Annotated in this window: 13 protein-coding genes and 1 pseudogene; 4 read left to right on the top strand and 10 right to left on the bottom strand. The window is 69.0% G+C overall.

Translation table 11 applies throughout. The features are described 5' to 3' along the window. Positions 1 to 452: 452 nt before the first annotated feature. The 6 genes and pseudogenes from OG259_RS37685 to OG259_RS37660 form a co-directional block, all read right to left on the bottom strand. Positions 453 to 2,006, bottom strand: a complete 1,554-nt coding sequence (locus OG259_RS37685; protein ID WP_328946346.1) for a ThuA domain-containing protein — start codon at positions 2,004 to 2,006, stop codon at positions 453 to 455. 143 nt (positions 2,007 to 2,149) lie between these two features. Next, entirely contained in the window at positions 2,150 to 3,553 is a 1,404-nt protein-coding gene (locus OG259_RS37680) for a hypothetical protein (RefSeq protein ID WP_328946345.1), read from the bottom strand. 1,364 nt (positions 3,554 to 4,917) lie between these two features. Further along, positions 4,918 to 7,254, bottom strand: coding sequence for a hypothetical protein (locus tag OG259_RS37675; RefSeq protein ID WP_328946344.1), 2,337 nt, complete (start codon positions 7,252 to 7,254; stop codon positions 4,918 to 4,920). A 435-nt stretch (positions 7,255 to 7,689) separates the two neighbouring features. Further along, positions 7,690 to 10,854 carry a TIM-barrel domain-containing protein gene (locus tag OG259_RS37670; RefSeq protein WP_328946343.1) on the bottom strand — a complete coding sequence of 1,055 codons (3,165 nt, stop codon included), beginning with the start codon at positions 10,852 to 10,854 and terminating at the stop codon, positions 7,690 to 7,692. A 171-nt stretch (positions 10,855 to 11,025) separates the two neighbouring features. Further along, entirely contained in the window at positions 11,026 to 13,902 is a 2,877-nt protein-coding gene (locus tag OG259_RS37665) for an ATP-binding protein (RefSeq protein WP_328946342.1), read from the bottom strand. Positions 13,903 to 14,300: 398 nt separating this feature from the next. Next, positions 14,301 to 14,478: pseudogene (locus tag OG259_RS37660) on the bottom strand (NAD(P)-dependent oxidoreductase); the annotation flags it as partial. Positions 14,479 to 14,632: 154 nt separating this feature from the next. On the opposite strand from OG259_RS37660, the gene OG259_RS37655 reads away from it, so the two are divergent. Beyond that, positions 14,633 to 15,070 (top strand): ATP-binding protein, encoded by a 438-nt coding sequence (locus OG259_RS37655; RefSeq protein WP_328946341.1) that lies wholly within the window; start codon positions 14,633 to 14,635, stop codon positions 15,068 to 15,070. A gap of 305 nt (positions 15,071 to 15,375) precedes the next feature. After that, entirely contained in the window at positions 15,376 to 15,750 is a 375-nt protein-coding gene (locus tag OG259_RS37650) for a response regulator transcription factor (RefSeq protein ID WP_328946340.1), read from the top strand. Here the strand turns inward: OG259_RS37650 and OG259_RS37645 are convergent. Both OG259_RS37645 and OG259_RS37640 read right to left on the bottom strand, forming a co-directional pair. Beyond that, entirely contained in the window at positions 15,744 to 17,213 is a 1,470-nt protein-coding gene (locus tag OG259_RS37645; protein WP_328946339.1) for a hypothetical protein, read from the bottom strand. The two genes, OG259_RS37650 and OG259_RS37645, sit on opposite strands and share 7 nt — an antisense overlap. Positions 17,214 to 18,032: 819 nt before the next feature. Next, a complete protein-coding gene (locus OG259_RS37640) occupies positions 18,033 to 18,203 on the bottom strand; it encodes an FCD domain-containing protein (protein WP_328946338.1) in 171 nt (56 codons plus the stop codon). 257 nt (positions 18,204 to 18,460) lie between these two features. Between OG259_RS37640 and OG259_RS37635 the strand changes: the two genes are divergently transcribed. Together OG259_RS37635 and OG259_RS37630 are read left to right on the top strand one after the other, a co-directional pair. Beyond that, positions 18,461 to 19,735: an extracellular solute-binding protein gene (locus OG259_RS37635; protein WP_328946337.1), complete on the top strand. Its 1,275-nt coding sequence runs from the start codon at positions 18,461 to 18,463 to the stop codon at positions 19,733 to 19,735. 606 nt (positions 19,736 to 20,341) lie between these two features. Further along, positions 20,342 to 22,690, top strand: coding sequence for an ATP-binding protein (locus OG259_RS37630; RefSeq protein WP_328946336.1), 2,349 nt, complete (start codon positions 20,342 to 20,344; stop codon positions 22,688 to 22,690). Positions 22,691 to 23,328: 638 nt separating this feature from the next. Here the strand turns inward: OG259_RS37630 and OG259_RS37625 are convergent. Both OG259_RS37625 and OG259_RS37620 read right to left on the bottom strand, forming a co-directional pair. Continuing rightward, a complete protein-coding gene (locus tag OG259_RS37625; RefSeq protein ID WP_328946335.1) occupies positions 23,329 to 24,252 on the bottom strand; it encodes an ROK family protein in 924 nt (307 codons plus the stop codon). A gap of 40 nt (positions 24,253 to 24,292) precedes the next feature. Further along, entirely contained in the window at positions 24,293 to 25,531 is a 1,239-nt protein-coding gene (locus OG259_RS37620) for an ROK family transcriptional regulator (RefSeq protein WP_328946334.1), read from the bottom strand. Between the last annotated feature and the right edge of the window lie 43 nt (positions 25,532 to 25,574).

Below are 25,574 nucleotides of genomic sequence, written 5' to 3'. Positions count from 1 at the left end.
ACGGTAGGTCGATCCAGCAGACACGGCAACGTGGCGCCCACAACACAGGCAAAACACGCGCGGCGCCTTGTTTTCCGAGCCCTGCCGCTGTTGGGCCGGGCGATGGCGCGTTCTCCAGGGGGCATGTCCGGCGCGGCGGCTGCCCGGCGTGCGGGCAGATGACCGCAGACCCGCAGTGTCACGGCCGCAGCACGCACCGTGAGGGGTGCTTCCAGATCGCTCCGCCAGCGTGCCTCGGGGAGGTGTCAGCCGAGCGCGGACCCTGCTGCGCCGAGGGTGCCGCGCAGCCACTGTTCGACCCCTGGCGTACGCGGCCCGCAGAGCCGTGAATCCCTCGATCGCGAGATCGCGGCGGCGCATCGCCACCTGGCCACAACTCGACGAACGGAAGGCACCCAGGGAAATCGCTTACCTGTGCAATGCGGGAGGGGGTCCGCCACCAGGATGGGACCTCAGGCGGGGAGACTCCACCGCTGGTTGGCGCCACCCCAGCAGGTCCACAACAGGACCTTGGTTCCGTCGGTGGTACCTCCACCGAGGACGTCCAGGCACTTGCCGGACCGGGGGTTGCGCAGCTCGCCGGCCGGGGTGGGCGTCCACTGCTGGGCGCCCGTCGCGTTGCAGTCCCACAGCTCGACCTTGGTGCCGTCGGCGATACCTCCGCCGAAGACGTCGAGGCACTTGCCGAGGGCGCGCAGTTCACCGGACGGGGTGCGGGTCCACTGTTGGGCGTACCCGCCGTTGCACGTGGAGAGCTGAACCTGGGTGCCGTTCGTGGTGGCGGCGCCGGAGACGTCCAGGCACTTGCCCGCGAGGCCGAGCATCGGGCCGGGTGCCGGGGCACTGAAGGCGAAGTCGTCGACGTCGAAGAGGCTTGAGCCTGTACCGGTGAAGGTCAGATGGACGTCTGCGCGACCAGAGGGCACGGCCTTCAAGGTCGTCGAGACGTCCTTGAAGGCCGTCCAGCCCCCGGTGTTCGGGACGGCGACGGAGCCGAGGACCGGGCCGGTCGGGGAGCCGTCACGGATCTGGATCGTGCCGCCCGCCCCGCCAGAAACGACACGCGCCTTGAAGGTGGTCGATCCGCCGACCGGGAGGTTCGCGTACGAGACCCAGTCGCCCGGGTCGAGGTAGCCGAGCGTCTGGCCGTTGTCGGCCCCCTCCTTGGTGACGGGCCGGACACCCTGCCCCGTCTGGAACGACTCGGCTTGGACGGTGCCCGTCCCGCCGCCCGAGGGTGTGCAGTCGGCATTGACTGCCCCTGCCGTGTAGCGGATCCCGCCCAGAAGCATCTTCCGGAACGCCGGGTCGGCATAGGAGTCCTTGGTGTGGCCCATGCCGGTGTACCAGGAGCGTCCACCCTGGTGGTTCTTGCACCACGTGATCGGGTGGTCACCCATGGCGCCGCTGCCGGCGCTGTAGCTGGTCTCGTCGAGGGACGCCAGGACATGCACGGTGGTCCGGGGGTTCGACCTGTAGGCGTACCACTCGTCGAAACGGCTCCATGATGCGGGCAGGTGCGCGGTGCTGGGGTTAACCAGGTCCTCGACCTTGACAGCAGCTTGCTGCTGGGCGGGGTGGGTCTTGAAGTACGCACCGACGAGCTCCCCGTAGAACGGCCAGGAGTACTCGGTGTCGGCGGCGGCGTGGATCCCCACGTAGCCGCCGCCACTGCGGATGTACCCCTCAAACGCCGCCTGCTCCGCGTCGTTGAGGACATCGCCGGTGGTGGAGGCGAACACGACCGTTTTGTAGGGGGAGAGACCGGTCCGGGTGAAGACGGTGTCGTCCTCCGTGACGTCCACGGTGAATCCGTTGGCGGCCCCCAGATCTTTGATCGTCTGGATGGCCGTGGGAATGGAGTCGTGCCGGAAGGTGTCCGTCTTCGAAAACACGAGCACCTTGTACGACGGGTCGGCCGGAGCCGCCGACGCATCCGCCGCCGGGGCGAGGGCGAGCGTGGTCGCCAGGGCCGTGGCGAGGAACGACAAGGCTCTTCTGATCACGTGGAGTCCTTCCGCTTCTGGGTAAGGGTGCCTTGACACGTGCGCACCACATCTTCGTGCCAGCCGCGAGGCTGCCGAGGTCGACGATGCGGTACGGGCCCGGGTCGGCGACGAGGATGCCGCCGCCCCGGGCCGGATGAGTCTCAGTGCCTCCCGCGCGCGCTGCGTCGACGCAGGAAGAAGACGGTGCCGCCGCCGACGGCGATGAGGGCGCATCCGATGATGCCGGCGCTCACGGCATTTTCGGCGGCGGGACCGGCTCCGGTGGTGGCGAGCGCTTCGCCGTGGGCCGACGGGCCGGGGGCGACGGTGACGGGGCCGATGGCAGCAGGGTCTTCGGTGGTGTGGGGTGCCGGGGCCGCGGTGCTGGCGGACCGGGAACGCACCCCGGAGGGTCGGGCCGCGGGAAGCGCCGCACCCGGATCGGTCTTGGCATCGGCGCCGAGCCGGATCCGGACGTCGGCCCCCGTGGCGCTGACCCGCTCGACGCTGATCGACAGCTGCGCCGCGGTGTCGGTGAGCGGGGTGCTGCCGGCTGCGAACGAGCCGCGGGCCGACGTGTCGTCCCGCTTGGCATTGCTGACCATGACCGCGTGGTCGTAGCGGCCTTCCGGGACGCGGTAGAGGTTCACACCCTGGGCGATGTCGATGTCACGGGTGGCGGCATCGGGGATGCGGTATTCGATGACGATGCGGTCGCCGTGCGCGTTGAGCGGAAGGTCGACCGCGCGGACCCCGGAGGTGCCCGCCGTGTGCAGTGGGGTGAGACGCACCGTCGTGGAGCCGGTGGGTGTGACGGTCTGCTGGGTCGTGAGCCACTGGTGGGCCAGGAGCTCGGGCGCGCTCAGGCCCTTCTTCGCACCGCCGGCGCCCATGGGAGTGCGGCTGCTGTAGCCGTCGCGAGTGCAGTCGGTAAGGGTGCCGGCCGGGCACAACTCACGTTCCTGGTGAGCGAATCCGAGGTTGTGTCCCACCTCGTGGTAGACGGCGGCCTTGTCGGCGACCGCTCCTTCGTGGAACCAGGTGACGGGGCCGGGCTGTGAGCCCAGCCCCCACCAGCTGCCGCAGAAATCGGTTCGGAAGACGACCGAGATGCGGTCGTACTCCACGTCGGAGACCGCTTTGCGGGCGAGTTCGGCTATCTTGCCGGTTTCACACGCGGCGGAGTCGTCCAGGTCGATCGTGAACGGCCCGAACACGCCATCGCCCTTGGCTGGGACGACGCTCATCCGATGGCCGGAGTTTTCCGCGTAGTACGAGGCGAGGGAGTCGCCAGCGCCGAAGAAGTTCTGCACGGCCAGGTCATGCGTCTTCTGTGCGTCGGCGAGAGGGTGGTTCTTGAAGTTGACGAGCACCACAGCGTGGCGGTCGACGAGTTCCGGGGCGGCAGCGACCGGTGACGCGAAGAGCGCCTGAGCGGCGGCCACGACGCACGTGGTGCCCGCCGCGATCAGCGGGGCGACCTTGAAGGCCGGGCGCCGCGCGGGCCCGGTGAGCAGGGCAGGTAAGCCGGTAGCGGCTCGGGAGGGGAATAGGCGAAATGCCATCGGAGGGGAGACCTTTGACTTGGGGGTGTGGTGACGCACGCGGCTCGGGGGCGCAGGGGGTAGGGCGCCCTGGTCCGTGGCCGCATCGGGGGGGACGGAGCTTCCGTCGTTGCGCCCGGAAGGCCAGACCGATGTTCCGACCTTCGGGGGGCAACGCAAGCCCGGAGCAGAGCTCAATTCCTGGGATGAATCGCTGTCGCGACGGAGCTAGCGTACCGAATCCACAAGCGGTTTGGAGATTCCTGTTCTTATTTTTGCCTGCTCAAGCAGAAGAGCTCACTCTGGCTGTCACAATTGATCAACCTTCCACCACATAGTCCGACCTCTCATGCATCCGACCGGGCATGGTGAGGATGGGTTGACGACGAGCTTGCTGCCGCGCGGATCGGTGCTGGAAGTTCGGCACACCGGCGGTCACGAACTGAGGGCGGACTGCCGTTCGACGCACAGGCCCACGACCGCCCTGCCCCTACGAGGCCGTACGCCGCATCTGGCGGGGCACGAGGCCCGGACCCTGCGGCAGCCCCGGAAACACCTCCCCCATGACGTGGCGACTGCGGGGGCCGCCCTCTTCCGGATCGCTGCCCAACGGACCGTCTGCCGAGTCGCGACCCGACCCCTCCCCCGGTCCCGGCCCAACCCCGTCCGGGCCGGCGGCGGCGCACCGCGACGCGGTGCGCCGGTGGCGCACAGAGCCGGGCAGCGGTGCACCGTCCTCGGCGAGCAGACGGACGATGACGGCCACCGAACGCCGGTAGCCCCACGCCAGCAACCGAAGGCTCGCTCCGGCCTCGCACCAAACCCTCAGCCGCCGGGCGAGCCGTTGCCGGCCACCCGACGCTCCCCGCCGGCTCTCACAGCACGGACAATCCCTTGCCATGTCCAGCCCCGTCCGGAGATCCCCGCGGTTCCGCGGTCCGGGCGGCTGATCCGAACCGGCTTCCTGGTCGTCCCTCACGAGGTCACCAGACCTCAGTAGGGCATCGGCATGCCGGACGGTGTCCGCAGGTCCTGTGGAGGCCGCGGAGCCGGACGCCGGATTCGACGCTGCAGTACCTGACGCATGGAAACCACCACCTGAGGTTGATCGGACTTCCATGGTCGAAAGGGGCGATCCTGCGTGCCTGAGTAAGCGCTACTCAGTCACCCAGCACACCCGCCGAGTGACGCTCTGGAGCTACGGCGACTGTGTAAACGGGTGCGGGTGCGCAGGGAGCCGCCGCACCAATGGGCGAGGGCCGTACCCGCCGGCGGGTACGGCCCTCGCCCATCAGCTGAGATCTGTTCACGGGGGACGAGTCGGATCAGTCTCCGCCTCGGGGTGGACGCAGCGGACGGATCACGACCATGACCCGGCGCGACTCCTAGTAATGGCCCGCCGCGGCGGGGCTGCCGGTGAGCTGCAGGGTGCTGTCCAACTGCTGCCAGGTGCCTGACGGTCCGTCTCCGATGCGGTACCACTGCCACAGGGTGTTGTCGGTGGCGCGGGCATAGACATTGACCCGGGAACCCACCTGGGCAGCCGTCGGCGCGCCGACGCTCGCGCGGCCGAGGTCGTACCAGGAGGACGACCAGCCACCGGGGGCGGTCCAGCTGAGCTGGCCGACGTTACCTGTGGAGGCCAGCTTGGCGAAAACCTCGATCTGGCCGGGGCCGCCGCTGACCGCGGTCGGCGACGAAGCCAGCGCTCCACCGCGGCTGGTCCAGCCCGTCCACTCGCCGCTGACGTAGCTCTTCTGCCACAGCGCGTTGTCGTTGCCGCGGGCGAAGACGTCGATGCGGTTGAGCGATGCCACCGCGGCCGGGGCGCCGACGATGGTGCCGCTCCCGGTGGGAGTACTGGGGCCGGCGTGGGCGACCGAGCTGGTCGTCCACTTGACGTCGTACCAGTACGCCGGCTTGTCATCCGCGCCGGGCGTCTGCTGGAAGGTCCGCTGGTACATCCGACCGTCGGTGCCGCGGGCGAACACGTCGATGCGGTCCCGACCCAGGCTCGCCGCGGTCGGGCTCGACGTCAGCACCATTCCGGGGAAGCTGGACCAGTTGCCCCATGCTCCGTTTTTGTAGGTGTTCGTCCACAGCGTGTCGTTCGCGCCCCGGACGAACACGTCCGTGCCTCCGGCAGTCGAGACCACGGCGGGCTCGCCCTTGATGGTGCCGGGGCCGGTCGAACCCGCGGTGCCCAGCGCCAGGGTCTGCCACGCGGACCAGGAGGTGCCGTTCCAGTTCTTCTGACTCACGCCCGTCGCGGTCGGGACGAAGAGCGTTTCCGGCCGCTGGTCAGTGGCGCCGGTCAGCTTGAGCATCACGGACTGGTGGGGGGCGAGGGTGAACGGCTTCGAACCCGTCGGGCTGAGGGTTCCCAGGCTCTGACCGGTGTAGAGGTTCTGCACCGCCGGCGTGCCGTCGAGGCCGAGGTCCTTCGTGGTGAACGAGTGGGTCTTCGAGCTGCTGCTGGTGTTCAGGAGCAGGACGGCCCGGGTGCCCCGGGCCGACAGTCGCTTGGACCAGACCTGAACGGATCCGTCGTCCAGGACCTTCTCCCCCTGGCGGTTGGCGCTGTCCTGGGCAACCCCGATCACGGACTCGTTGCCGATGATCGCCGCACTCGCCGCGGTGAGGTCGGTGAGGTCGGTCGCCAACACGAGCGGCGCACCTTGGATGGACCACATCCCGAAGTAGGACTGCTGCTCGTCCGGGGACAGACCGTACAGCGTGCTCGATGTTCCATGGGTCTGCTGCTTCCCGGTGGCCGGGTCATTGCCGAACCCGGGCCCGATCATCAGGTAGTCCGGGTCGTTGTACTGGCCGGCGGCGTGATTGCTGGGGTGGTCGTTCAACTTGAAGTTCTCGTTGACCTGGCCCCAGTTGACCCAGGTCGACCCGCCGTTGGACGTCGTCCCGTAGCCGACATTGCCCGAGAGGTCGCGACCGGTCCGCCAGCTGCGACCTGCGGCACCGCCCCACATCCACGGGCCGTCCGGGGAGGCTGCGCCCCACTGGCAGATGTCCAGCGCCATCGGGTGCTTGACGCCGGCGGAGGTCTTGGCGTCGGCCATGAGGCTGCCCCACGCCTTGTAGTTGTCCCTGACCGTGGGGTAGCTGGACGGCATGCCGCCGCAGTGGTCCAGCTTCAAGAAGTCGAAACCCCAGTCCGCGAACGTGGTCACGTCCTGGGCCTCGTGACCGGCACTGCCGTCCATGCCTCCGCAGCCCGTGGCGCCCGTGTCCGTGTACATGCCGGCCTGCAGGCCGAGGTCGTGGATGTAGTCGGTGAGGTCCTTCATGGTGTTCAACGCACGCGCGGCAACGGTGGTGCCGTTGGACAGCGTGATCGCCTTGGTATGTGCGCCTGTCAGGAAGCCGGCATTGGGGACGAAGACGCCGTTTGCGTCGCGTCCCTTGCCGCCTCCGGACCCCCAGCCGTCGTCGATGCCGACGTTGCGGTAGCCGAGGTCGGCCAGGCTCTTGTGCCGGCCCGAGCCGTTGAGCGGGAGGTTCGCGTTCGGTGTCGCCATCCCGGCCGCCTGGTCGGCGATGATCTTGGCGGAGATCGCCTTCCCGTAGAAGAACCAGGAGTTCCAGCCCATGTGCGGCTTCGTCGCACCGTACACACCGGGCGGCACCAACGCCTCGGCAGGAGTCGGATCGCTGACGGCCGTCACCACCAGCGATCCCCCAAGGACCACTGCGGCGCTCACGGCCACGCTGGTGACGCGCCTTCCGAGCGAACGGGTTGTTCTTGCCCGGCGGACCGCCGGTACCGAGTCGGCCACTAGGACCTCCCAATTCATGTCGAGTGTCTGCGGGAGACCGCAGCACGCACGGGTTCCGGTGATGGCAGAAGCCCGGTTCCAGACAGAACTCATGTCCGTGTACGACGCCGTGGGCCGACCGTCCGACCGGGACGCGTTGCGGCTGCGGTGGTTGCGCGGGCAGGCCGGCCACGCGCTCGCGGCGCGGGCACCGCTTCTGGATGCCCCCTGCACCGCCGGCCTGGGTGTCCGGAAGGACTCGGCCCGTGTGCGACGGCGGGCAGGCGGGGGCGGTCCACCGCGTGCCCGCCGCCCGTGTGTGCCGCCGTTCCGCACCTGTAGCGGGCGGGGAACGGCGACTCCCTCGGTGACGGTGATGCGTCAGGAGGTGAAGGACCACCGCTGATCCGTGCCACTGCCACACGTCGTCAGGGTCAGCCGCGTGCCGTTCGCCGTGGCCGATCCCACCGGCGCCAGGCACTTGCCCCCGCTGCGGATCGATCCCTCGGCCCCGAGGGACCACTTCTGTCCGGCACTCGTGTTGCACGTCTGCACGGTGACTTCCGTGGCGGCACCGCCATCGAGACAGACGCCGTTCAGACCGGTCAGCCGCCCGTCCGACTGGAACGACCACGTCTGGTTGCCGCCGCCGTGGCAGCTGTACAGCGTGGGCTTCGTCCCGGGTGTGGTGCTGCTGCCCGGCAGGTCGGCGCAACTGCCGGAAGCGGCGTTGATCAGTTGCGTGTTGCTCGGCAGCGGTGCCGCCGTGCCCGTGGCGGAGAGTTCGCCGAGGCTCGTCCAGGGGCCGCGGCTGCCCGCTTCGCTGAGCGCCTTGAGTTTCAGGTAGCGGCCGGTCTTCGGAGTCAGGTGCAGGGAGGTGCTTCCGGCGATGTCCGCAAGGGTGCCGGTCGCAACCGGGGAACCCCAGTCGGCCGTGCTGTCGGATACGTACACCTCGTACCGGCCGATCCGGCCGTTCACTCCCCCGTCCTGACGCGGCTGGTGGGAGAGGCCGTCCACGGTGTACCGCTTGCCGAGGTCGATCCGGAGCTCGTGGGGCAGCGCCGTGGGGGTGCCGGAGGACCAGGCGGTGTGCCACAGCGAGGCGGGGTTGCCGTCGATCGCGTTGCCCGCGGGCTGGGAGGCTTCCTGACTGTCGGCCGTGGCGGTCCAGTTCGTCTTCGAAATCTGAGGGGAGACCGGGATCGCGCCGGCGGTCGGGAGGGTGGTCCCGGTCGCCTTGACGGTGAACGCGCCGGACTTGCTGCCGGACTTGATCCACAGGATGCCGCCGCGGTCGGTCGCGTCGAAGTACCAGCCGGTGGTCGCGGCGTTGTAGGCGCTCTTGGAGCTCTGCTGTGCCAGCGCCGTGCTGCCGACGGTGACACCGGTGGGCGCCTTCGCAGTGTGGACGCTGAACTCATAGCCGCGCGAGGCGGGCTTTCCGGTGTAGGAACCGGTGGCGGCCCCCACGGAGACGGTGACGTCGCCGGACCCGGAGGCCGGGGCTGTGACATCCACCTTCTGCTCGGCGAAGGCGCCACCCTCGTGCGCGCGGGTGATGCCGTCGTCCTCGTAGAGGGTGAAGGAGGAGTTGCCACGTGGGTGAATGTCGTAGGTGAGCGTCGAGACGCTCTTTTCGCCCGTGTAGTTCATCTTCGGCCACATCGGGACGATGGCGCCGCCCTTGACGAACAGGGGGAGCGTGTCGAGCGGGGCGCTGTAGCCGTTGATCCAGCCCGGCCCCGTGTAGGTCTTGCCCGTCCAGTAGTCGGTCCAGGTGCCCGCCGGGAGGTAGATGCCGTTGCGCACGTCGGTGTCGGAGACGACCGGGGCGACGAGGAAGGAGTCACCCGCCATGAACTGACCGCTGGTCTCGTTGCCGCGGGCCACGGGGTCGTTCGGGTACTCGAGCACCATGGCCCGGGTGCTGGGGACACCGGTCTCGTGCGCGACGCGGCTCATGCTGTACAGGTACGGCATGAGGCGCATCTTCAGCTGTAGGTACTTGCGGTTGATCGACAGGTACGGCTCCGCGAAGCGCCAGGGCTGCTTGTCCTGGTAACCGGCCTCGGGGTTGGTGAGGCCCCAGCCGGACATCGTCATGAACGCCGGCGTGAACGACTTCCACTGCAGGTCCCGGACGTACGTCTTGGGGCTGCCGCCGTAGATACCGTCCACGTCACCGGTCGCGTAGTTGAGACCGGACAGGCCGGCGCCCGTGATGGCGGGCACGTGCCAGCGCATGTCGTCCCAGGTGCCGCTGGTGTCGCCTGTCCAGACGACCGCGTTGCGTTGGGTGCCGGCCCAGCCGTCGACCGTCCACACGAAACGGCGCGCGTCGGAGTTCTTCTCGATGCCGTCGACGGCCTGCTGGACTCCGTTGAACGCCGACTTGTAGCCGCCGCCGATCCAGGCGACGTCCGTCTTGACACCCCGACTGCCGGAGACCCCGACCTCGTCCTTGATGTTCGCGAGGCCGGTGGAAGTCCACAGGCCGGTCTTGAAGCCCTTCTCGCCGAGCGCCTTCACGGTGTCGGCAAGGTCCGTGTAGCCGCAGCCGTATCCGTCGTTGGGCAGGAACCAGCCCGACGGCATGTCGGCGGCGCGGGCGTCCGAGGCGTATCCGACGACGTCCCTGGTCGTCTGGTGTTCGGCACGTGTGTGATCACCCCGGTAGTCGGGGTTGGACGCGTTCCAGCAGTCGGCGTTGCCGAGCTCGAAGCCCCAGTGGGGGGCCATGAACGGCTTGCCGCTGACATCGGTGTAGTCGTCGAGGACGCCCTTGAGCGAGGTGTCGACGAAATACCAGGCGTCGAACCGGTTCTCGTTGTGGGTGAACGCCCCGGGAGAGCGGAAATCGTACGCGCCGGGCGCCCAGGTGTTGCGCATGACGCCGTAACCCTTGGTGGACATGTAGAACGGCGCCGGGCTGGCGTTGTCGTTCTCGTTCCACTTGTTGTCGACCGCGACCGGGACGGTCTTGCCGCGCAGCGCCCACTCGCCGAGCCGCAGACCCGTGCCGTAGAACTGCTCGTCCGCACCCTGCGCGAGGTGCTGCGTGGTCTTCCCGCTGTCCCAACTGGTGGGCGCTGTCTCCTGCCACACCAGCGTGGTGTTGTCCGCCCGGTAGACGGAGAATTTCAGCGGCGCCTTGTTGACCCGGATCGAAAGTTCCGGAGTGGTGATCCGGTAGTACGAGCCCGCATCGCTGTAGCTCGTCGTCACGGGTCCGAAGTCCGTCTTGACCGCGAGGGCGCTCCCGGCAGGATCGTTCGTGAACGAACCATCAGGTGCGAGCCATATGCGGAAGATGTCACTGCGGGCAAAGGAGATGCGTGCCTTGGCGCCCGAGGACGTCGTGGCGGTGAACGTGGAACCCGACTGACTGAAATCCGTCACCGAACCGGCCGTCTCGACGGCCGCCGTGGCGACTCCCACGGTCCCCGCGGTCGCCATCCCGGCGCCGGCGAGGACCATTGCGATCGCGGTGGCTGTGAATCTCCTGCGGGGTGGGCGTACGCCCGGGTTCGACCCGTATCTCATCGAGGCTCCCTGAGACGGTCCGGGGTACGCGGGGCGCGAGGCCGGACTCTTAGTAGGTTGGCCCGCAATGTACGCGAGACGAAAGCCACATGAAAAGAGATGCGCAGTTACGGTTGATTACAAACATGATTGAGCAGTCATGCTGCATGGACCGTGTCACCTGAGGCCTGGTCAGCCATTGTCGGAGCGCAGGAGGTGGTCGGGCCGAGCAAGCACGTCCGTACGGCGCAGCACCTCACGCGTGACACCCAGCTTCTTCAGTGTCCGGGCCACATGGTGCTCGACCGTTCTGACGGACAGGACCAGCGCCCGGGCGATGTCCTGGTTGGCCGCACCGTCCGCGAGAAGGTGGGCAACCTGCTTCTCCCGGGGTGAGAGGTCGAGGCCGTATCCCCGGCGGCCGGGAGAGGAAGGCCGCCACAGACCGAGATCTCTCAACTTTCCCTCGCAGCGGGCGGTGTCGGCCGTGGCCCCCAGGGCCGCGTACGTGTCGGCCGCCTGCGCGAGCTCGCCGCCGGCGGCTTCGCGGTCCCGCGTACTCATCGCCTCGGCCAGAAGCTCGGCCGCGTTTGCGGCGGCGTAGGGCCGCGTCATGTCCTCGTAGACCGACCGGGCACGGCCGAAGCGGAGCGCTGCCCCCTCCAGATCGCCGTCCTGCCGCAGGATCATGCCACGAGTGAGGGCGAACACGGCCGCAACCGCCGGCGAGTCCGTACCCCGGGTGTCCTCCTCCACCGCGTCGACCAGTCGCTCGGCGGCCTCGCGGTGGCCGCTCTCGAGAGCGGCTCTGACCGCCACGAGCAGCAGCCCGTTGGCCCATGCCCGCGGAGCCGTGGGCGGGGGGTCCAGGACCGGGGCGACGACCGCCCACGCCGCCTCCGCATCGCCTTGGGCGAGGTGGACCTGCGCGATGCCGCTGACAGCCGACACCACCCCGCCTGCCCCGGTGCACCGGCCCTCCAAGGACGCCGCCCGACGGAACTCCTGCAGAGCACGCGCCCATTGGCCTCGGGCAGTGGCGAGGTTTCCCCTGATCCCCGCCGCGGCACGCGTGACCGGAACCATGTCGGGCGCCTCGGCGCCGAGCACGCGGAACCGCTCCTCCAGTCCGTCCCACCGGCCACCCAGCCAGTCAAGAGTCAGCAGAGCGATACGGCTGTTGCACTCCGTCGTCCGGAAGCCGGACCGGGAGCTGAGCACGCGGCACTCCTCCAGCAGACGGGTGCCCCGTCCGTCGAAGCCGCGCTCCACAGCGGCGACGCCGACGTTCTTCAGGGCGCGCAGATGGTGCCCCATGACCTCGCGGTCCTCGACGTCCCTCGGGAGCTGGTCCACGAGGTCCCAGACTTCCGGGTTCCCGTCGAGAGCCATCAGGTCCAGGCTGGTGGCATGCACCGCCGACTTGGCAAGCGCCGACGGAACCTCGAACACCGCGCGTTCGGCCCGCCGCATCCACGCCATGGCCGTCGTGCGGGGCACGTGTGGCTCACCCCGGGCCAGGGACGTCATGGCACGTACGGAGAGGTCGGGCCGGTTCCGCAATTCGTCCACGGCGCGTTCGAGCTCGGCATAGCCCTGCTCGTCGCTCCGCTGATCGATCAGGAACAGTCCGAGGGCGAGTCGGACCTCCCCACGCGCTTCCGGCTCCAGCTCGGGATCCGCGACGATCCGCTGCAGCGCCGTGGCGCCCGCGGCGTAGTCGACGCTGTAATCGGCGATGCGTGCCAGGTTCAGCGCGACGCGTGAGCGGACATCGGGGCTCACGTCCGACTGCCTGAGAATGTCATGGTTGAGGGCGATGGCCACTCCGTCGTCCCCGAGGGTGAGGGCCTGGCCGGCCGCCGCCTCGGCCTCCCGAAGCCACCTGCGGACGTCGCCGAGAGCTCGGGTGTGGTGAGCGATCTGCACGAGGGGCGGAGTCGGCTGCGCCTCCAGGATTCGCCGAGCGCGCCTGTGAAGGCCGTCGCGCACCGGCCCGATGATGTCGCGGTAGACGGCCTGCTGGGCCAAGGCGTGGCGGAAGCCGTACAGTGCGGGGCCGGCCTCGCGCAGCAGGGCCGACCGGACCGTCTCAGCGAGGGCCGCGGTGGCCTGATCCAGGTCCATGACTGCCACCTCGGCCAGGGTGCGGAAGTCAGAGGGGACGGAAAGGACCGCGGCGGCCTGGACGAGGGCGATCGCCGGCTCCGACAGGCGCGCCATGCGCATGTGCACCGCCTCCTGAAGCGCTCGGGGCACCTCCGCGCTCTCCAGCAGCGCAAGCTCGTCGTGCGCGTCCGCCTCCTCGTCCTGCGTCCGGCGCTCCGCCACCCGGCCTGTCAGGCTGAGAAGGTCCTCCTCCACGACGAGCGGCAGCCCCGCACTGCGCTCGTGGACCGAACGCGCCAGCCTCGAGGTGGCCCTCGCGCCGAGAACGGCGCCGACGAGTTCGCATACGTCTCGCTCGGTGAGAACATCGAGACGGATCTCCGCCCCGTTGGTCCCGGGCGGTCGCCGGTAGGGGGCGCCCAGGACCGGAGTGGCCCGGGGCAGGTCCTCGCTGCGGTAGGTGAACACGAGCGTCAGGCCCGGCGGCGGGTCACGTGTCAGCCACAGCAGGAGCTCCCGTGTGGTCTCGTCGGCCCAGTGCATGTCCTCGACCACGAGTACCGCCGGGCAGAGGGCTTCCAGGAGGTTGCGGAGGCCCCCCAGGATCTGGAGCCGCGCGACACGGGGGTCCGCCGACGTATGCGGTTCCGGCGGAAGGCGGTCGGCCAATCCGGGGAGCAGCGGCGCGAGCGCGCCGGTCTGGGGGCTGAGCCGAGCCACGTCGGGGAGCCATTCGGCTGCTGCCGACAACGCCTCGAGTACCGGGCCGAACGGAATCGGCTCCCGCAGCGGGTGGCACCGGCCGACGAGCACGCGTAGGCCACGGTCGCAGAGCGCACGCGTCGCTTCCTGGACCAGGCGGGTCTTGCCGACCCCTGCCTCACCCTCCACGAAGACGACCGCCGTCGGACGCGAGAGCACGGAAGCCAGCAGGGACAGCTCACGCTCCCTGCCTACCATCGGGTAACCGTGCTGCGCGGTTTCGTCCCCTGTGGACCTGTCCACGGACCTTCCGATCATGATGAGTACCTTTTCGCAGGGTCTGCTCGGACGCCGCCACGGGCCCAGTCGCTGACGGGCGCCTCAGGTCGTGCCTCCACACTCGCCCGGCCGGGTTCCCTGCACAGCCGTGGTACTACCTGTTCTCTACCTACACGTGCGTCCGGGCAGTACTCATGCCGGTGGCGCCGACTTGAATCCGACCGGGGCGGACCCCACCGCCCGCCCTCGGCGTCTCCGAAGGCGGGGCGGCTGGACGGAATGGTGGAGGGGACGGCTTCCGTCGCGGCGGCCTCCCCTGGAGCATCCGGGCCGAAATAGCAACCTTTACGAACCCGTCACGGGCGCGAGGTCACGTGTCCGAGCGAGCCGGCGACGTACGGGGTGAGGAGCACGTTCGGGCAGGTCGAACACGGGTGAGCCACCCGGCGGAGCATCCGGCGTGGAGGCGTCGAGGACCGCATTGAGGCGGCCGGCCCTCAGCTCCTCGACCAGGGCCTTCTGGTCCCGCAGCGAGCCGCGCGAGGTGCTCCTGAGGTTGCGCTCCGGTGTGAACGTTGGCCCGCGCCCGCCCGAGTGACACTACGTGCTCCACTTACGGGTACCGAACAGGTAGTACTACGGCTGTGCGCCACACCCGGACCGGCAAATCTGGATACACCACCCGATATGCACAATCCCGGGAGTCCAAATGTCCACCGCAGCCGTCCAGCTCCAGCCTCGGTCCACCTCTGTGGACGCCGATCAGCGCCCTGAGCTGAGTCTCACCATCGACCACGTCGCGGGCATCAGCGCCCTGCGCCGGCGTGTCGTCGAGACCCTCGAGGCCCTCGGCTGCACCGAGGACCTGGTCGACACGGCCGCACTGCTGGCGACCGAGCTGCTCAGCAACGGACTGACGCACGCCGACACCGGCAGCGCGCCCCGCGCGGTCCGCCTGGACATGTACTGGAGCGGCTACGACCTGACCATCGCCGTGACCGACGCGGACCCGCGGCCGCCGGTCGCCAGGACCTCCGACGGCGACGAAGAGCACGGACGCGGCCTCGCACTCGTGGACGCACTGGCAACCTGCTGGGGCAGCATTCCCCTCCCGAACGGGAAGACCGTCTGGTGCCTCCTCAGGTGACGACGACGGCCCGTCCCGGCCCCGCGTTCCTTCGGACCCCGCCGATACCCACCCGGCGGGGTCCCTTGTCGAGGGGGTAGTCGTTGGTGTTGATCCAGCGGTCGTTGACCCTCCGGACGACGCCATGACGTCGCCCGCTGAGCTCCACGGCGGCCGAGGGCGATGCCGTACGCGGTGCCGTACTTCTCGGAGCGCGGCAACGGGTCCGCCACGCCCTTGGCATCACCGGCGTCGCCGCCTCCGCCGAGTCGGACATCATCGACGCGGCTGCCACACGGATCAGAGCGGAACTCGGCGAGGCGACAGTGGCCCGCGGCTTCGCCCACGATCTCAACGGAGCGCTCGACTACGCGCTCGGCATCAAGGAGGAACCCGCACCTGCCACCGAGACGGGCAGCGCACAGGAGGAGGCCCCCACCGTCGCGCTGACCCCACGGGAAGAACAGGTCGCAGCACTGGTGGCACAGGGCATGTCGAACAAGCAGATCGCCGCGCAGCTCGTGGTTTCCCCACGGACCGTGGAAGGGCACGTCGAGCACATCCTCGCCAAGCTCGGCTTCACCTCCCGTGCCCACATCGCCGCCTGGAACGTCAGACAGACAGGGCCGCTGAGGCGGGGACCGCAGACGGCCCGCTGGAGACCAGCGGACCGTCGTCGCGGTGGAGTGTCCCGTCAGTAGGCGGCCTGGGTGACGTTGTACATGCCGTTGGAGCTGATGACTCGGGCGAGGTAGGCCCAGGCGGCGTGGTGGGAGACCCACTCTTCCCGGCCGGGGTAGTTGTCCTCGCCTGCGCTGGTGTAGGTGCGTCGGTCCGCGGACCTTTCCTGCATCTTCTGGACCTTGTTGAGGTGCTGGGCAGCCCAGGTGGCGCCCTTGACGCTGGCGAGGCCGTCTTCCTTGAAGCTGTCGGCGAAGACGTCCATGGTGGCGAACTGCATGCGCCGGGAGGTGCCCCAGTCGTTGCCCATGGGGTAGTAGATGTCGCTGTTGTCGGTCGGGTTGGTGTTGGTGCCCGCGTAGATCTTCCCGCCGGGCGCCCTGAACGTCTTGCCCGCCATCTTGGGGTCGGTGTAGGGCATAGTGCCGGCGGGGAAGTTGAGGTCGACGAGGGCGTCGTACATGCGGTCGTAGCTGCGGCGTACCGCGTAGGGGGTGTCCTGCTTGGACAGGCCCAGGGTGAGCGCGCCGCTGAGGTTGATCGCGAACGACTCCATGTAGTCGGGGTGGACGAGGTCGTGGTTGACGACGGTGCCGTCCTGGTTGACGTTGGAGCCGGCCATGCTGCCCAGCTGGAAGCCGTTGACGGACTTCCACGCGTCCACGCCGGTGCCGACGTCCGAGGGCCGCGAGTTGGCCTTGAGCGAGAGCGCGACGACCTGCTTCATCCACGTCGTCTTGTTGGCGTGGTCGGGCATCATGGATGCGGCCAGGGCGAGGACGGTGTTGTTCCAGGCGACTTCCTCGGCCTTGGTGTCGCCGGGGGAGGCGTAGGTGCCGTCGGCGTTGCGGTAGTAGCCGGGCTGGTAGTTGTTGTAGCGGTTGGCCTCGTACTCCACCATCTTGCGGACATTCTCTCGGTCCGTGGTGGACAGCTTGTCCCACATGAGCCAGCCGGCGGTGCCGGCGAAGGCCGTCCAGTGCGCGCTCTGCCAGTGGTCACCCCAGCCGGTGCTGCCGAGGTTGACCTTGTGCCGGTAGGCCAGCGAGCTGATCAGCTTGACGGTCATCGCCTCTGCCGCCGCCTTGGTCACCCCGGTCTGGGTCGGGGAGTACACGCCCATGCTCAGCGCGGTCGCCAGACCGAATACCTGCGCGGCCCCCGGGCGGATGTTGTTCTCACCGGTGCCGCCGAAGTCCAGGTAGGCGCCCGTCTGCGCGTCGTAGTTCTTCGTGGTGTCCCACCAAGTGGTCACCGCGAACTTGTTGCTGTTGCGCAGGACCGTGACCACCTGGTTGGAGACGGCGTCGGTGGGCTGGGTCAGCGAGGAGAAATCGATCGGGACGACGCTACTGGTCGCTGCGCTGGCGGGACTGGCCAGGAGCACTGTGCTTGCGCCCGCCGGCAACGCCGTTGCGGCCAGGCACAGTCCGATGACGCTCAACGCGCCCCGGTTGATGTTGCGACGGCTGATTCCGGACATGGCGGCTCCTTGATGGGTGTGGCAGGGGTGTGGTGCAGGACCTTCCGGGGTGATGCGCCGGCGAGGGGAAGCCCGTTCGAGGGGCCGCCACCGATACGCGGCGGAGGGGCGGCGACCCCGTCGATGGTGGGGTACTGGACGTTCTCGGTGATCGGCATACCGGGGACCAGGGCCCGTTCCTGGTGGAGGGTCTGCCGGCCTTCGTGCCCTACGGCTACTCCGGTGGCCAGGACTGTAAATCCAATTGTTTTATCTAGTCAACACCCCGGTAAAAAATGGCTGCATCAGCGACGAACAAGGGAGGGATCGCACCTTGATGGAACCGTCCGCGTGGCACAGGAAGACGGCCCACGGCCGCGCCGGTCAGGGCGGGAAGGCGGCCGCGGGCCGTCGCTCAGGGGCGCCGTCGTCAGACGGCGGGCGGTGGGGCTACCGAAACCCGGGCATCCGGGACCACGGCCGGACGTGCGGTTCGCCAGGGCTGTCGCCGGCCCCGAATGGAGGCCTCATCCTTCGCCTGATCCGTCGGCCCGTATGGACCAAGGAAAGCGAGAGGAGGGCGGAGGCCCACCACGACCGAGCAGACCGAGCGACCTGACGGTGGTCGGGAGCATGAGGACGGTTCATGGCGACTCCCTGCAGTGAGGCCCCCTGTCCGACCTGAAGAACGGACCGGACATGTCCCACAGAAGCGCCTTGTCGCCAGCGGAACAATACGGGCCTGTACCTATTCATCCGCGACGGATCCGACGACTGCGTGGGAGCGGCCGAGGAGCTCGAGGCAATGAACTGATCACCGCCGGAAGCGGGAACCCGGTGCTATGCTCGCTGATCGACGGGAGCTCCAACCCGACCGCGCGGGCGCCGATATGGCGTGGCGCGAACGTCCACCCCAGCGACGTGCGCGGTCATCCACGAGCGTGCAAGGTCACCATTGCGGCTGGCGATGGCCTCGTAGACCGCCCGGTGCTGTTCCAAGATGCGGGTCACCCACGCCCTCCCTTTGGGTCCGACTCAGCGACGCGGCGAGGCCTACGGAGAGCTCCACCACCTCACCACTGTTCGCCCGCCCGATCATCGCCATCGTGCCCGTCACCATCCTGTTCGCGCTCATCGAGCGCAAGGTCGTCTCCTACTTGGCGGCCGTATCCGTCGAGTAGCACCACGAGCTGCCCGCCTCCTCCACATCCGGCGGCGAGGCGGGCAATTCTGCCGTCAGTTCCCTCACACAAGAAGGTGGTAACACCGTGCCGAGGCACCGCCATGTCCTGACAGCGGCCACTACCGCTCTGCTTCTCTCCGTCTCCACGGCAGGCTGCGCCGACAAGCACGTCGAGGGAGTCACCTTGCGGTTGGTGGTGGCCGACTACGAGGTGAGGGGCCAGTCCGACAACACCGAGCAGTACTGGAACGATCTGATCACCGCGTTCGAGGCCGCGCATCCCGACATCAAGGTCAAGGTGGACGTCGAGCCCTGGGACTACGTGGACGGCAAGGTCGCCGCCATGGCCAAGGCGGGCCAAGCACCGGACCTGGCGCAGCTGAAGTCGTACGCCGACTTCGCAGAGCGAGGCGATCTCTACTCCGTCGACAGCCTGGTCTCCATCCCCGTGCAGTCGAACTTCGTGCATTCGCTCGCCGTCGCGGGAGAACGCGACAGGACCCAGTACGCCATGCCGTTCACGGCCTCGACCAGGCTCCTCTTCTACAACAAGGATCTGTTCGCAAAAGCAGGCATCAGCAACCCCCCGAAGACCTGGGACGAGCTGAAGGCGGCGGCGCAGAAGCTGAACAGCCGCACCCGTGTCCCGTACCCGATAGCCGTGCCGCTGGGACCCGAGGAGGCCCACATCGAGGCGATGGCCTGGATGCTGGGAGGCGAAGGCGGATACACCAACTTCACTGGGTCGTATGCGATCAGTTCGAAGAACAACCTCAACAGCTTGACATGGCTGAAGGAGAACCTCGTCACGGAGGGGCTCACCGGCCCCGTCCCGGTGAACAAGCTCAACCGCAGGGACGCCTACGCGGCGTTCCTGCGTGGCGAGGCGGGCATGGTCAACGGGCACCCGTCCTTGCTGCAGGCTGCGAAGGCTGCAGGGATCAGAGTCGGTGTAGTACCTGTGCCGAGTCACAGCGGCAAGAGCATTCCGGCACCGGCGGTGGTCGACTGGATGATGGGGTTCAAGCGGAACGGGCACCGCAAGGAACTGGGCACGTTCCTCAACTTCGTCTTCAAGGACAAGAACGTTTGGGAATTCGCAACTCGCAACAATCTGCTGCCCGTCACCGTGTCGGTGACCGAGCAGATGAAAGCGGATGCCGAGCACGAAGACCTGGGGAGGTTCCTGGAGGAGCTGCCGGCCTCGGAACTGCCCCCCGTCGGCAAGAGCTCATGGGCCGTGGTGAGTGACAGCATCAAGCGAAACATAGGCACTGCGATGACCTCCGGCGGCAGTCCCGCCACCACCCTGGACGTAATAGCCAACGACGCCAAGAAGGCCGAGGGGCAGCCGCGTTAGGCGACGGACGGCAATCGGACCCGAGGACGACTCGTCCGGCAGAGCGGTTCTCGCCCCTGCGCCGGCACACTTCAGGCCTGAGGGAGATGGGAGCCGAGCGGGATGGGAGAGCACAAGGCAACCACGTCGTAGACGTCGGTGTCAGGGGCGAGAGCAGCAGGCACTGCTGGACAATGCGCCACTGAAGGACGTACCGCCGTGACTGCGGCCGCCCCGAGTGGAGTGACCACACGCCGCTCTGCAAGCACGGTGCCCGCCGGGTCGGCGACCGTCACAAAGAGCTCGTGGGGGCCGATGTCGACGCCCGTCACGTGCCCGCATTCCACGGGAACCGAGCGCGCCGCGGGGCGGCCGGCGCCGCTGTCCTCGGTTACCAGGAACTCCACCACCCAGGCACCCGCCAGCGCAGCCAGCGCTCGGAACACCGCGGGGCTGGACACACCGGCACCTCGACTAGGCCGCCGCGATCATGAGCTTCGGCGCCCTACGCCACCATCAAATCGGGCAAAACGTTATATCCACACCTGCAACAACACACCAGCAGCGGCCGGCCACCGGGCCGAGCACCTTTTGACGTTCCTCCAGGGCCGACCTACAGTTCCGAATATGGCCACTGCCGTGCAGACCCGCTGGGGTGACGCCGGCCTGCCGGTCGAGTTGACGAGCTTCGTGGGGCGGCGACAGGAGATCGGCGCGGTCAAGGCCGCGCTGTCCGAGGCCCGGGTGGTAACCCTGACGGGCGTCGGCGGCATCGGCAAGACACGGCTGGCGACGCGTGTGGCGACAGGACTGCGTCGGGCGTTCTCGGACGGGGTGCGCTTCCTCGACCTCTCCTCGGTGTCGGATCGGTCAGCACTGGGATCCGCCGTGGTGGAGACCCTGGAGATCCACGACCAGTCGGACCGTGATCCGACAGAGATCATCACCGAGTTCCTGCGCGAGCGGCAGATGCTGCTGGTCTTCGACAACTGCGAGCAGGTCGTCGAAGAGTGCGCGGCCCTCATCAACGCCGTCATCCGGCAGGCTCCGCAGGTACGGGTGCTGGCGACGAGCCGCGAACGGCTGTGGCTCACCGGTGAGCACGTGTGGCGGGTGCCACCGCTGTCCGTCCCGGCCGCGGATCCGGAGCCCGGTGAGGACTTCGCCCGCAGCTCCACCGGGCCCCCGCAGTACCCGGCGCTGGTGCTGTTCGCGGAGCGAGCCGCCGCAGTCGGTGGGGCCGCCCTGGCCCGGGACGACTGGCCCGACGTGGCTCGGCTGTGCCGACGGCTGGACGGCCTGCCGCTGGCCATCGAGCTGGCCGCGGTCCAAACCCGGATGTTCACACCGGGACAGCTCGTGCGGGGCTTCGAGGAGCGGCTGGGCTCTCTGGGCACCTCCGACCGCACGGCGCCGGCCCGGCATCGCAGCCTTGAGGCGGCGATCGACTGGAGCTATGAGCTCTGCTCGCCGCAGGAGCGGCTGCTGTGGGCACGTGCCTCGGTCTTCGCCGGCTGGTTCGACCTCGACGCGGCCGAGGGAGTCTGCTCCGGCGAGGACGTCCCGCCCGAGGCGGTCATGGTGCTGGTCGCCGGGCTGCTGGACAAGTCCGTCCTCGTCCAAGAGGAGCATCTCGGGCAGGCGCAGTACCGGCTGCTGGAGACCCTGGCCCACTACGGACGCACCCGGCTGCGCGCCACGGGCCAGGAAGCGGAACTGGTCCGACGCCACCGCGACTGGTACCTCCAGCTCGCCGAGCAGATGGCAGCGCAGTGGTACGGCCCCGACCAGCTGTCGTGGTCACGCCGTCTGCGCCGCGACTACCGCAACCTGCGCGCCGCCATGGAGCACTGCCTCTCCACGCAGGGGGAGGAACACGCCGGACTCAGGTTCACCGCCGCCCTCCTGCAGTACTGGCACGGCAGCGGCCAAATGGCCGAGGGGCGGGCGTGGCTGGAGCGTGCCCTGACCGCAAGCACGGAGCCGAGCCCTGCACGCGTCATGTCCCTGCGGAACCTGGCCTCGATCTGCGCCAGCCAGCAGGACCTCGCCGCTGCGGAGGCGGCCTGGGAGGAAGGCCTGGCGCTGGCGCGCACGCTGCACGATCCGCTGCTGACCGCACGTGCTCTCGCTGTCGGGGCGGAGCTCGCGGTACACCGCGGCGATTTTGTCGCGGCGATCGCCCACGCGAGGGAGGCCCTTTCCTGCCCGGAGTACGCCGGAGCTCCCGAGCGCGCAGCCTCGCACAGCATGCTGGCCGTCGCGCATGCGTTGCTCGGCAACTACGACGAGGCGGTCTCCGCCTTCGAGCAGACGCAGCGCTGCAATATCGAGTTCGGTGAGCGTTTCGCCCTGTCCTGGACGCTGATCAGTCGGGCCGTCGCGGAGTACGGCGCCGGTGAGAACACCTCCGCGATCACGTACACGCGCGAAGCCATCAGAATCGCGCACGAGTTCAACAACCCGCTTGGTCTGTCGGCGGCCCTAGTGGTCCTGTTGTGCTCAACAGCGGCTGACGGCGATCTCGCACGCGCTGCCGTCCTGCTCGGCGCACGCCGACGCATCTCCCGCGTGTTCGGCATTTCCGAGTTCGTCAGCGACGCCGAGTCCGCCCTCGTCGACACCGCCACCTCGCAGATCAGGCAGGGACTCGGCGAGACCCCGTTCGAGGCGGGGGGGGCCCGCGGCTTCGCCTTCGACCTCGACACCGCGGTCGACTACGCACTCGGCGCCGAGGAGGAGCCCGTGCCGGCAGCCGAGGCGAGCGCCGCACCGGCCGAGCCCAATCCGCTGACCGCGCGCGAACAGCAAGTCGCGGAGCTGGTCGCGCAGGGCATGTCCAACAAGCAGATCGCCGCGAAGCTGGTGATCTCCCCGCGCACGGTCGAAGGGCACGTCGACCACGTCCTCACCAAGCTCGGCTTGACCTCCCGTGCCCACGTCGCCGCCTGGGCCACCCGACACGGCAAGAGCTGATCGCGGGGCGCCCCGAGGTCGACGTTGCCCTGGTCCGATCGCTCCGACGCGGACGGTCAGATGAGTGTGGTGGCGACGTTGATCATGGCCGCTTGAACGTGAGGCTCCACATTCCCGGGCATCACGCAGAGCCACAGGTCAGTTCCCTGCGGGCGGGGTCAAAAGGCAACAGCAGGTCTGCGGTGGGCCACCGGCTGCAGGCATCCCCCACCGGCCGCCAGGGCGCGGAGGAGCCTGAGACCCCTGACCGGGCACGCCCCTACCCGACCGAGGGGCGTCCAGGTAGGGAGTAGGTAGTCCTACGGATGTGTGCGGCGCGGGTACCGGGGAGCGTGTAGGCATTGCCCACGCTTCAGGGAGTTCCGATGACCACAGCAGCCGCTTCCTTCCTGCCCTTCGGTCCCCTGCGCATCCCCGATCCCGCGCCCTTTGGCCGCGGGCGGCCCTGCTCGCGGCCAAAGGGGCCGAACGACATACCGAAAGGTAAAAGCCGAGGTGAGGGACGCGGGGCCCCGGCCTTGCCGGAGCCCCGCGGGACGCTCGCCGGAGGAACTGAATCGTTCCGCCCTATCGCGCCGGCGCCGGACCGCGCGCACATCAGGTCAGTGCGTCGGCCGTCTGCCGCGTCGCGGCGCCCGTCATCGGCACACCACCGTGTCGGCCTGCGACGCGAGCCATGCGGTGCGTGCGGCGCCGAGCAGGCCGCCGTGCCGTCCCATCGCGAACGGTTCCACGGTCACGCGCCGCACGAAGCTCAGAGTGGCCGACTGTGCCAGGTGCTGCCGCAGGGGTTCGAACAGCACCGGGCCCGCGGCCGCCACCCCACCGCCGATCACGACCCGGTCGACGTCACACAGCGTCGCGGTGTCGATGATTCCGCGCGCCAGAGCTCGGGTGCCGCGGTCGAACGCAGCCACGGCCACGACCTGGCCGTCTGCCGCGTCTGCAGCGAGGGCACGGGCGTCGGATCCGGTCCAGCCCTGCTCGCGGGCCCAGCGGACCATGGACGGGCCACTGGCGTACGTCTCGACGCAGCCGGTCGCACCGCACACACAGGGCGGGCCGGCCGGGTCGACCACCACGTGGCCGATGTGGCCGGCGTTGCCGCTGGGACCCGGGTACGCCATCCCGTTGAGCACGAGGCCTCCTCCGATGCCGGTGGACACGACGATGCCGAGCATCGCGACCGCCCCCTGTCCGGCGCCGAGCCAGTGCTCGCCCAGCGCGGCGGCGATGGCGTCACCCACGAGGCCCACCTGCACACCGGGCACGATGTCGCCGACCAGGCTCACCAGCGGGAAGTCCCGCCAGGCCGGGATGTTCACCGGACTCACCGTGCCGCGCGGCGGATCCACCGGCCCTGCGCACGCCAGTCCCACGGCCCGGGGTATCGCGCCGTCCAGCACTGATGTGAGCAGGTGCCGCAGCGCGTCGTCGAGCAAGGGACCGGTGGCGGGTGTGGGGACCTCGGCGTGCCGGTACACCCGGCCCTTCGCGTCTACGAGGCCCGCGCTGATCTTCGTGCCCCCGATGTCCACCGCGAGCACGGCTTCCTGGTCCATGGAGGGTCCTTTCTGTTGCGGCCAGTCCGAGCTGACGCGTTCAGTCCGAGAGGAGTGCCGACAGGTGCGGCGAATAAGTGGTGTGGAGGACGAGCGCCGCGGCGCCCACTACAGCAGCATCGGCGCCCAGCGGGGACAACGTCACATCCACTACGCGAATGTGACGGGACATCACCCTGGTGGAGACGGCTTCCCTGGCCGCTTCGACATAGAGATCTCCGACCTGACGGATGCCGTGGCCGCCGAAGACGACCAGGTCGACGTCGGTCACATTGACGACGTTCACCACCGCGGTGGCGAGGTGCTGCGCAGCTTGACCAAAGACGGCGGTGGCCAGCGGGTCACCGGCGGCCAACGCGTCACGGACGGCCGCACGGTCGACCGAGGCGGGATCGGCTCGGAAGCGCTCGGCCAGCGAACTCCCCACGCCCGCGAGGAGCCTGCGATGCGTCTCGACGACGATCGCGGCCGGGCTCACCAGGGTCTCCAGGCAGCCCCGGTTCCCGCAGTAGCACTGCAGACCGTCCGGCACGACGGAGATGTGACCGAACTCCGCGGCGTTGAACGACCCGCCACGGTGGACTTGGTGATTGAGGATCAGTCCGCCACCGATGCCGGTACCGATGAAGAAGTACGCGAAGTTCGCGGCGCTTCGTCCGGCGCCCGCCCACCGTTCGCCGATCGCCGCGGCGCTGGAGTCGTTGTCCAGGGTCACGGCCAGACCGGTGGCTTTGCCGAGCATCTGCTTGATCGGGACCCTGGCCCAGTGTGCCAGTTGTGGCGGCGCGACCACCATGCCGTGTTCCTGGTCGATCGGGCCGGGGCTGGCCAGCCCGAGGCCGAGGACGCGCTCACGGGGCACAGCCGCCTCCGTCAGCACTTCCTCGACCAGGTCCGCCATCGCGGCCACGACTTCAGCCGGCTCCGCGCCCGCCGGTGTCGGGACCCGCTTCGTGACCAGCGGCCTGCCGAGCAGGTCCACCACGACACACGCGAGTTCGGTCGGATCGAAGTGCACGCCCACGGCGCTGCCCGCGTCGGCGTTGATCCGCAGGGTGGTGCGAGGCTTGCCGGCGCTGCTCACCCGGCTCGCCCCGTCCTCGCGCACGGTCCCCTCGTCGAGCAACCGTCGGACGATCCCGGACACGGTCTGCGGGGTCAGGCCGGTCTTCTGGGCGATCTCCAGCCTGCTGGTGCCATCGGCCCTCTGGATCTGCTCCAGCACTACCGCCTGGTTGTAACGCCCGACTTTGGGCAAATTCGTTCCCGCTCGCCGCATGGAGGCCTCCCTGATCTGCCGCTGACGACATTGTGCACCAGGG

The sequence above is a fragment of the Streptomyces sp. NBC_00250 genome (assembly GCF_036192275.1).
Classification (GTDB): domain Bacteria; phylum Actinomycetota; class Actinomycetes; order Streptomycetales; family Streptomycetaceae; genus Streptomyces.
The sequence above is the reverse complement of the archived record's forward strand: the minus strand, read 5'-3'. Positions and strand labels throughout refer to the sequence as shown.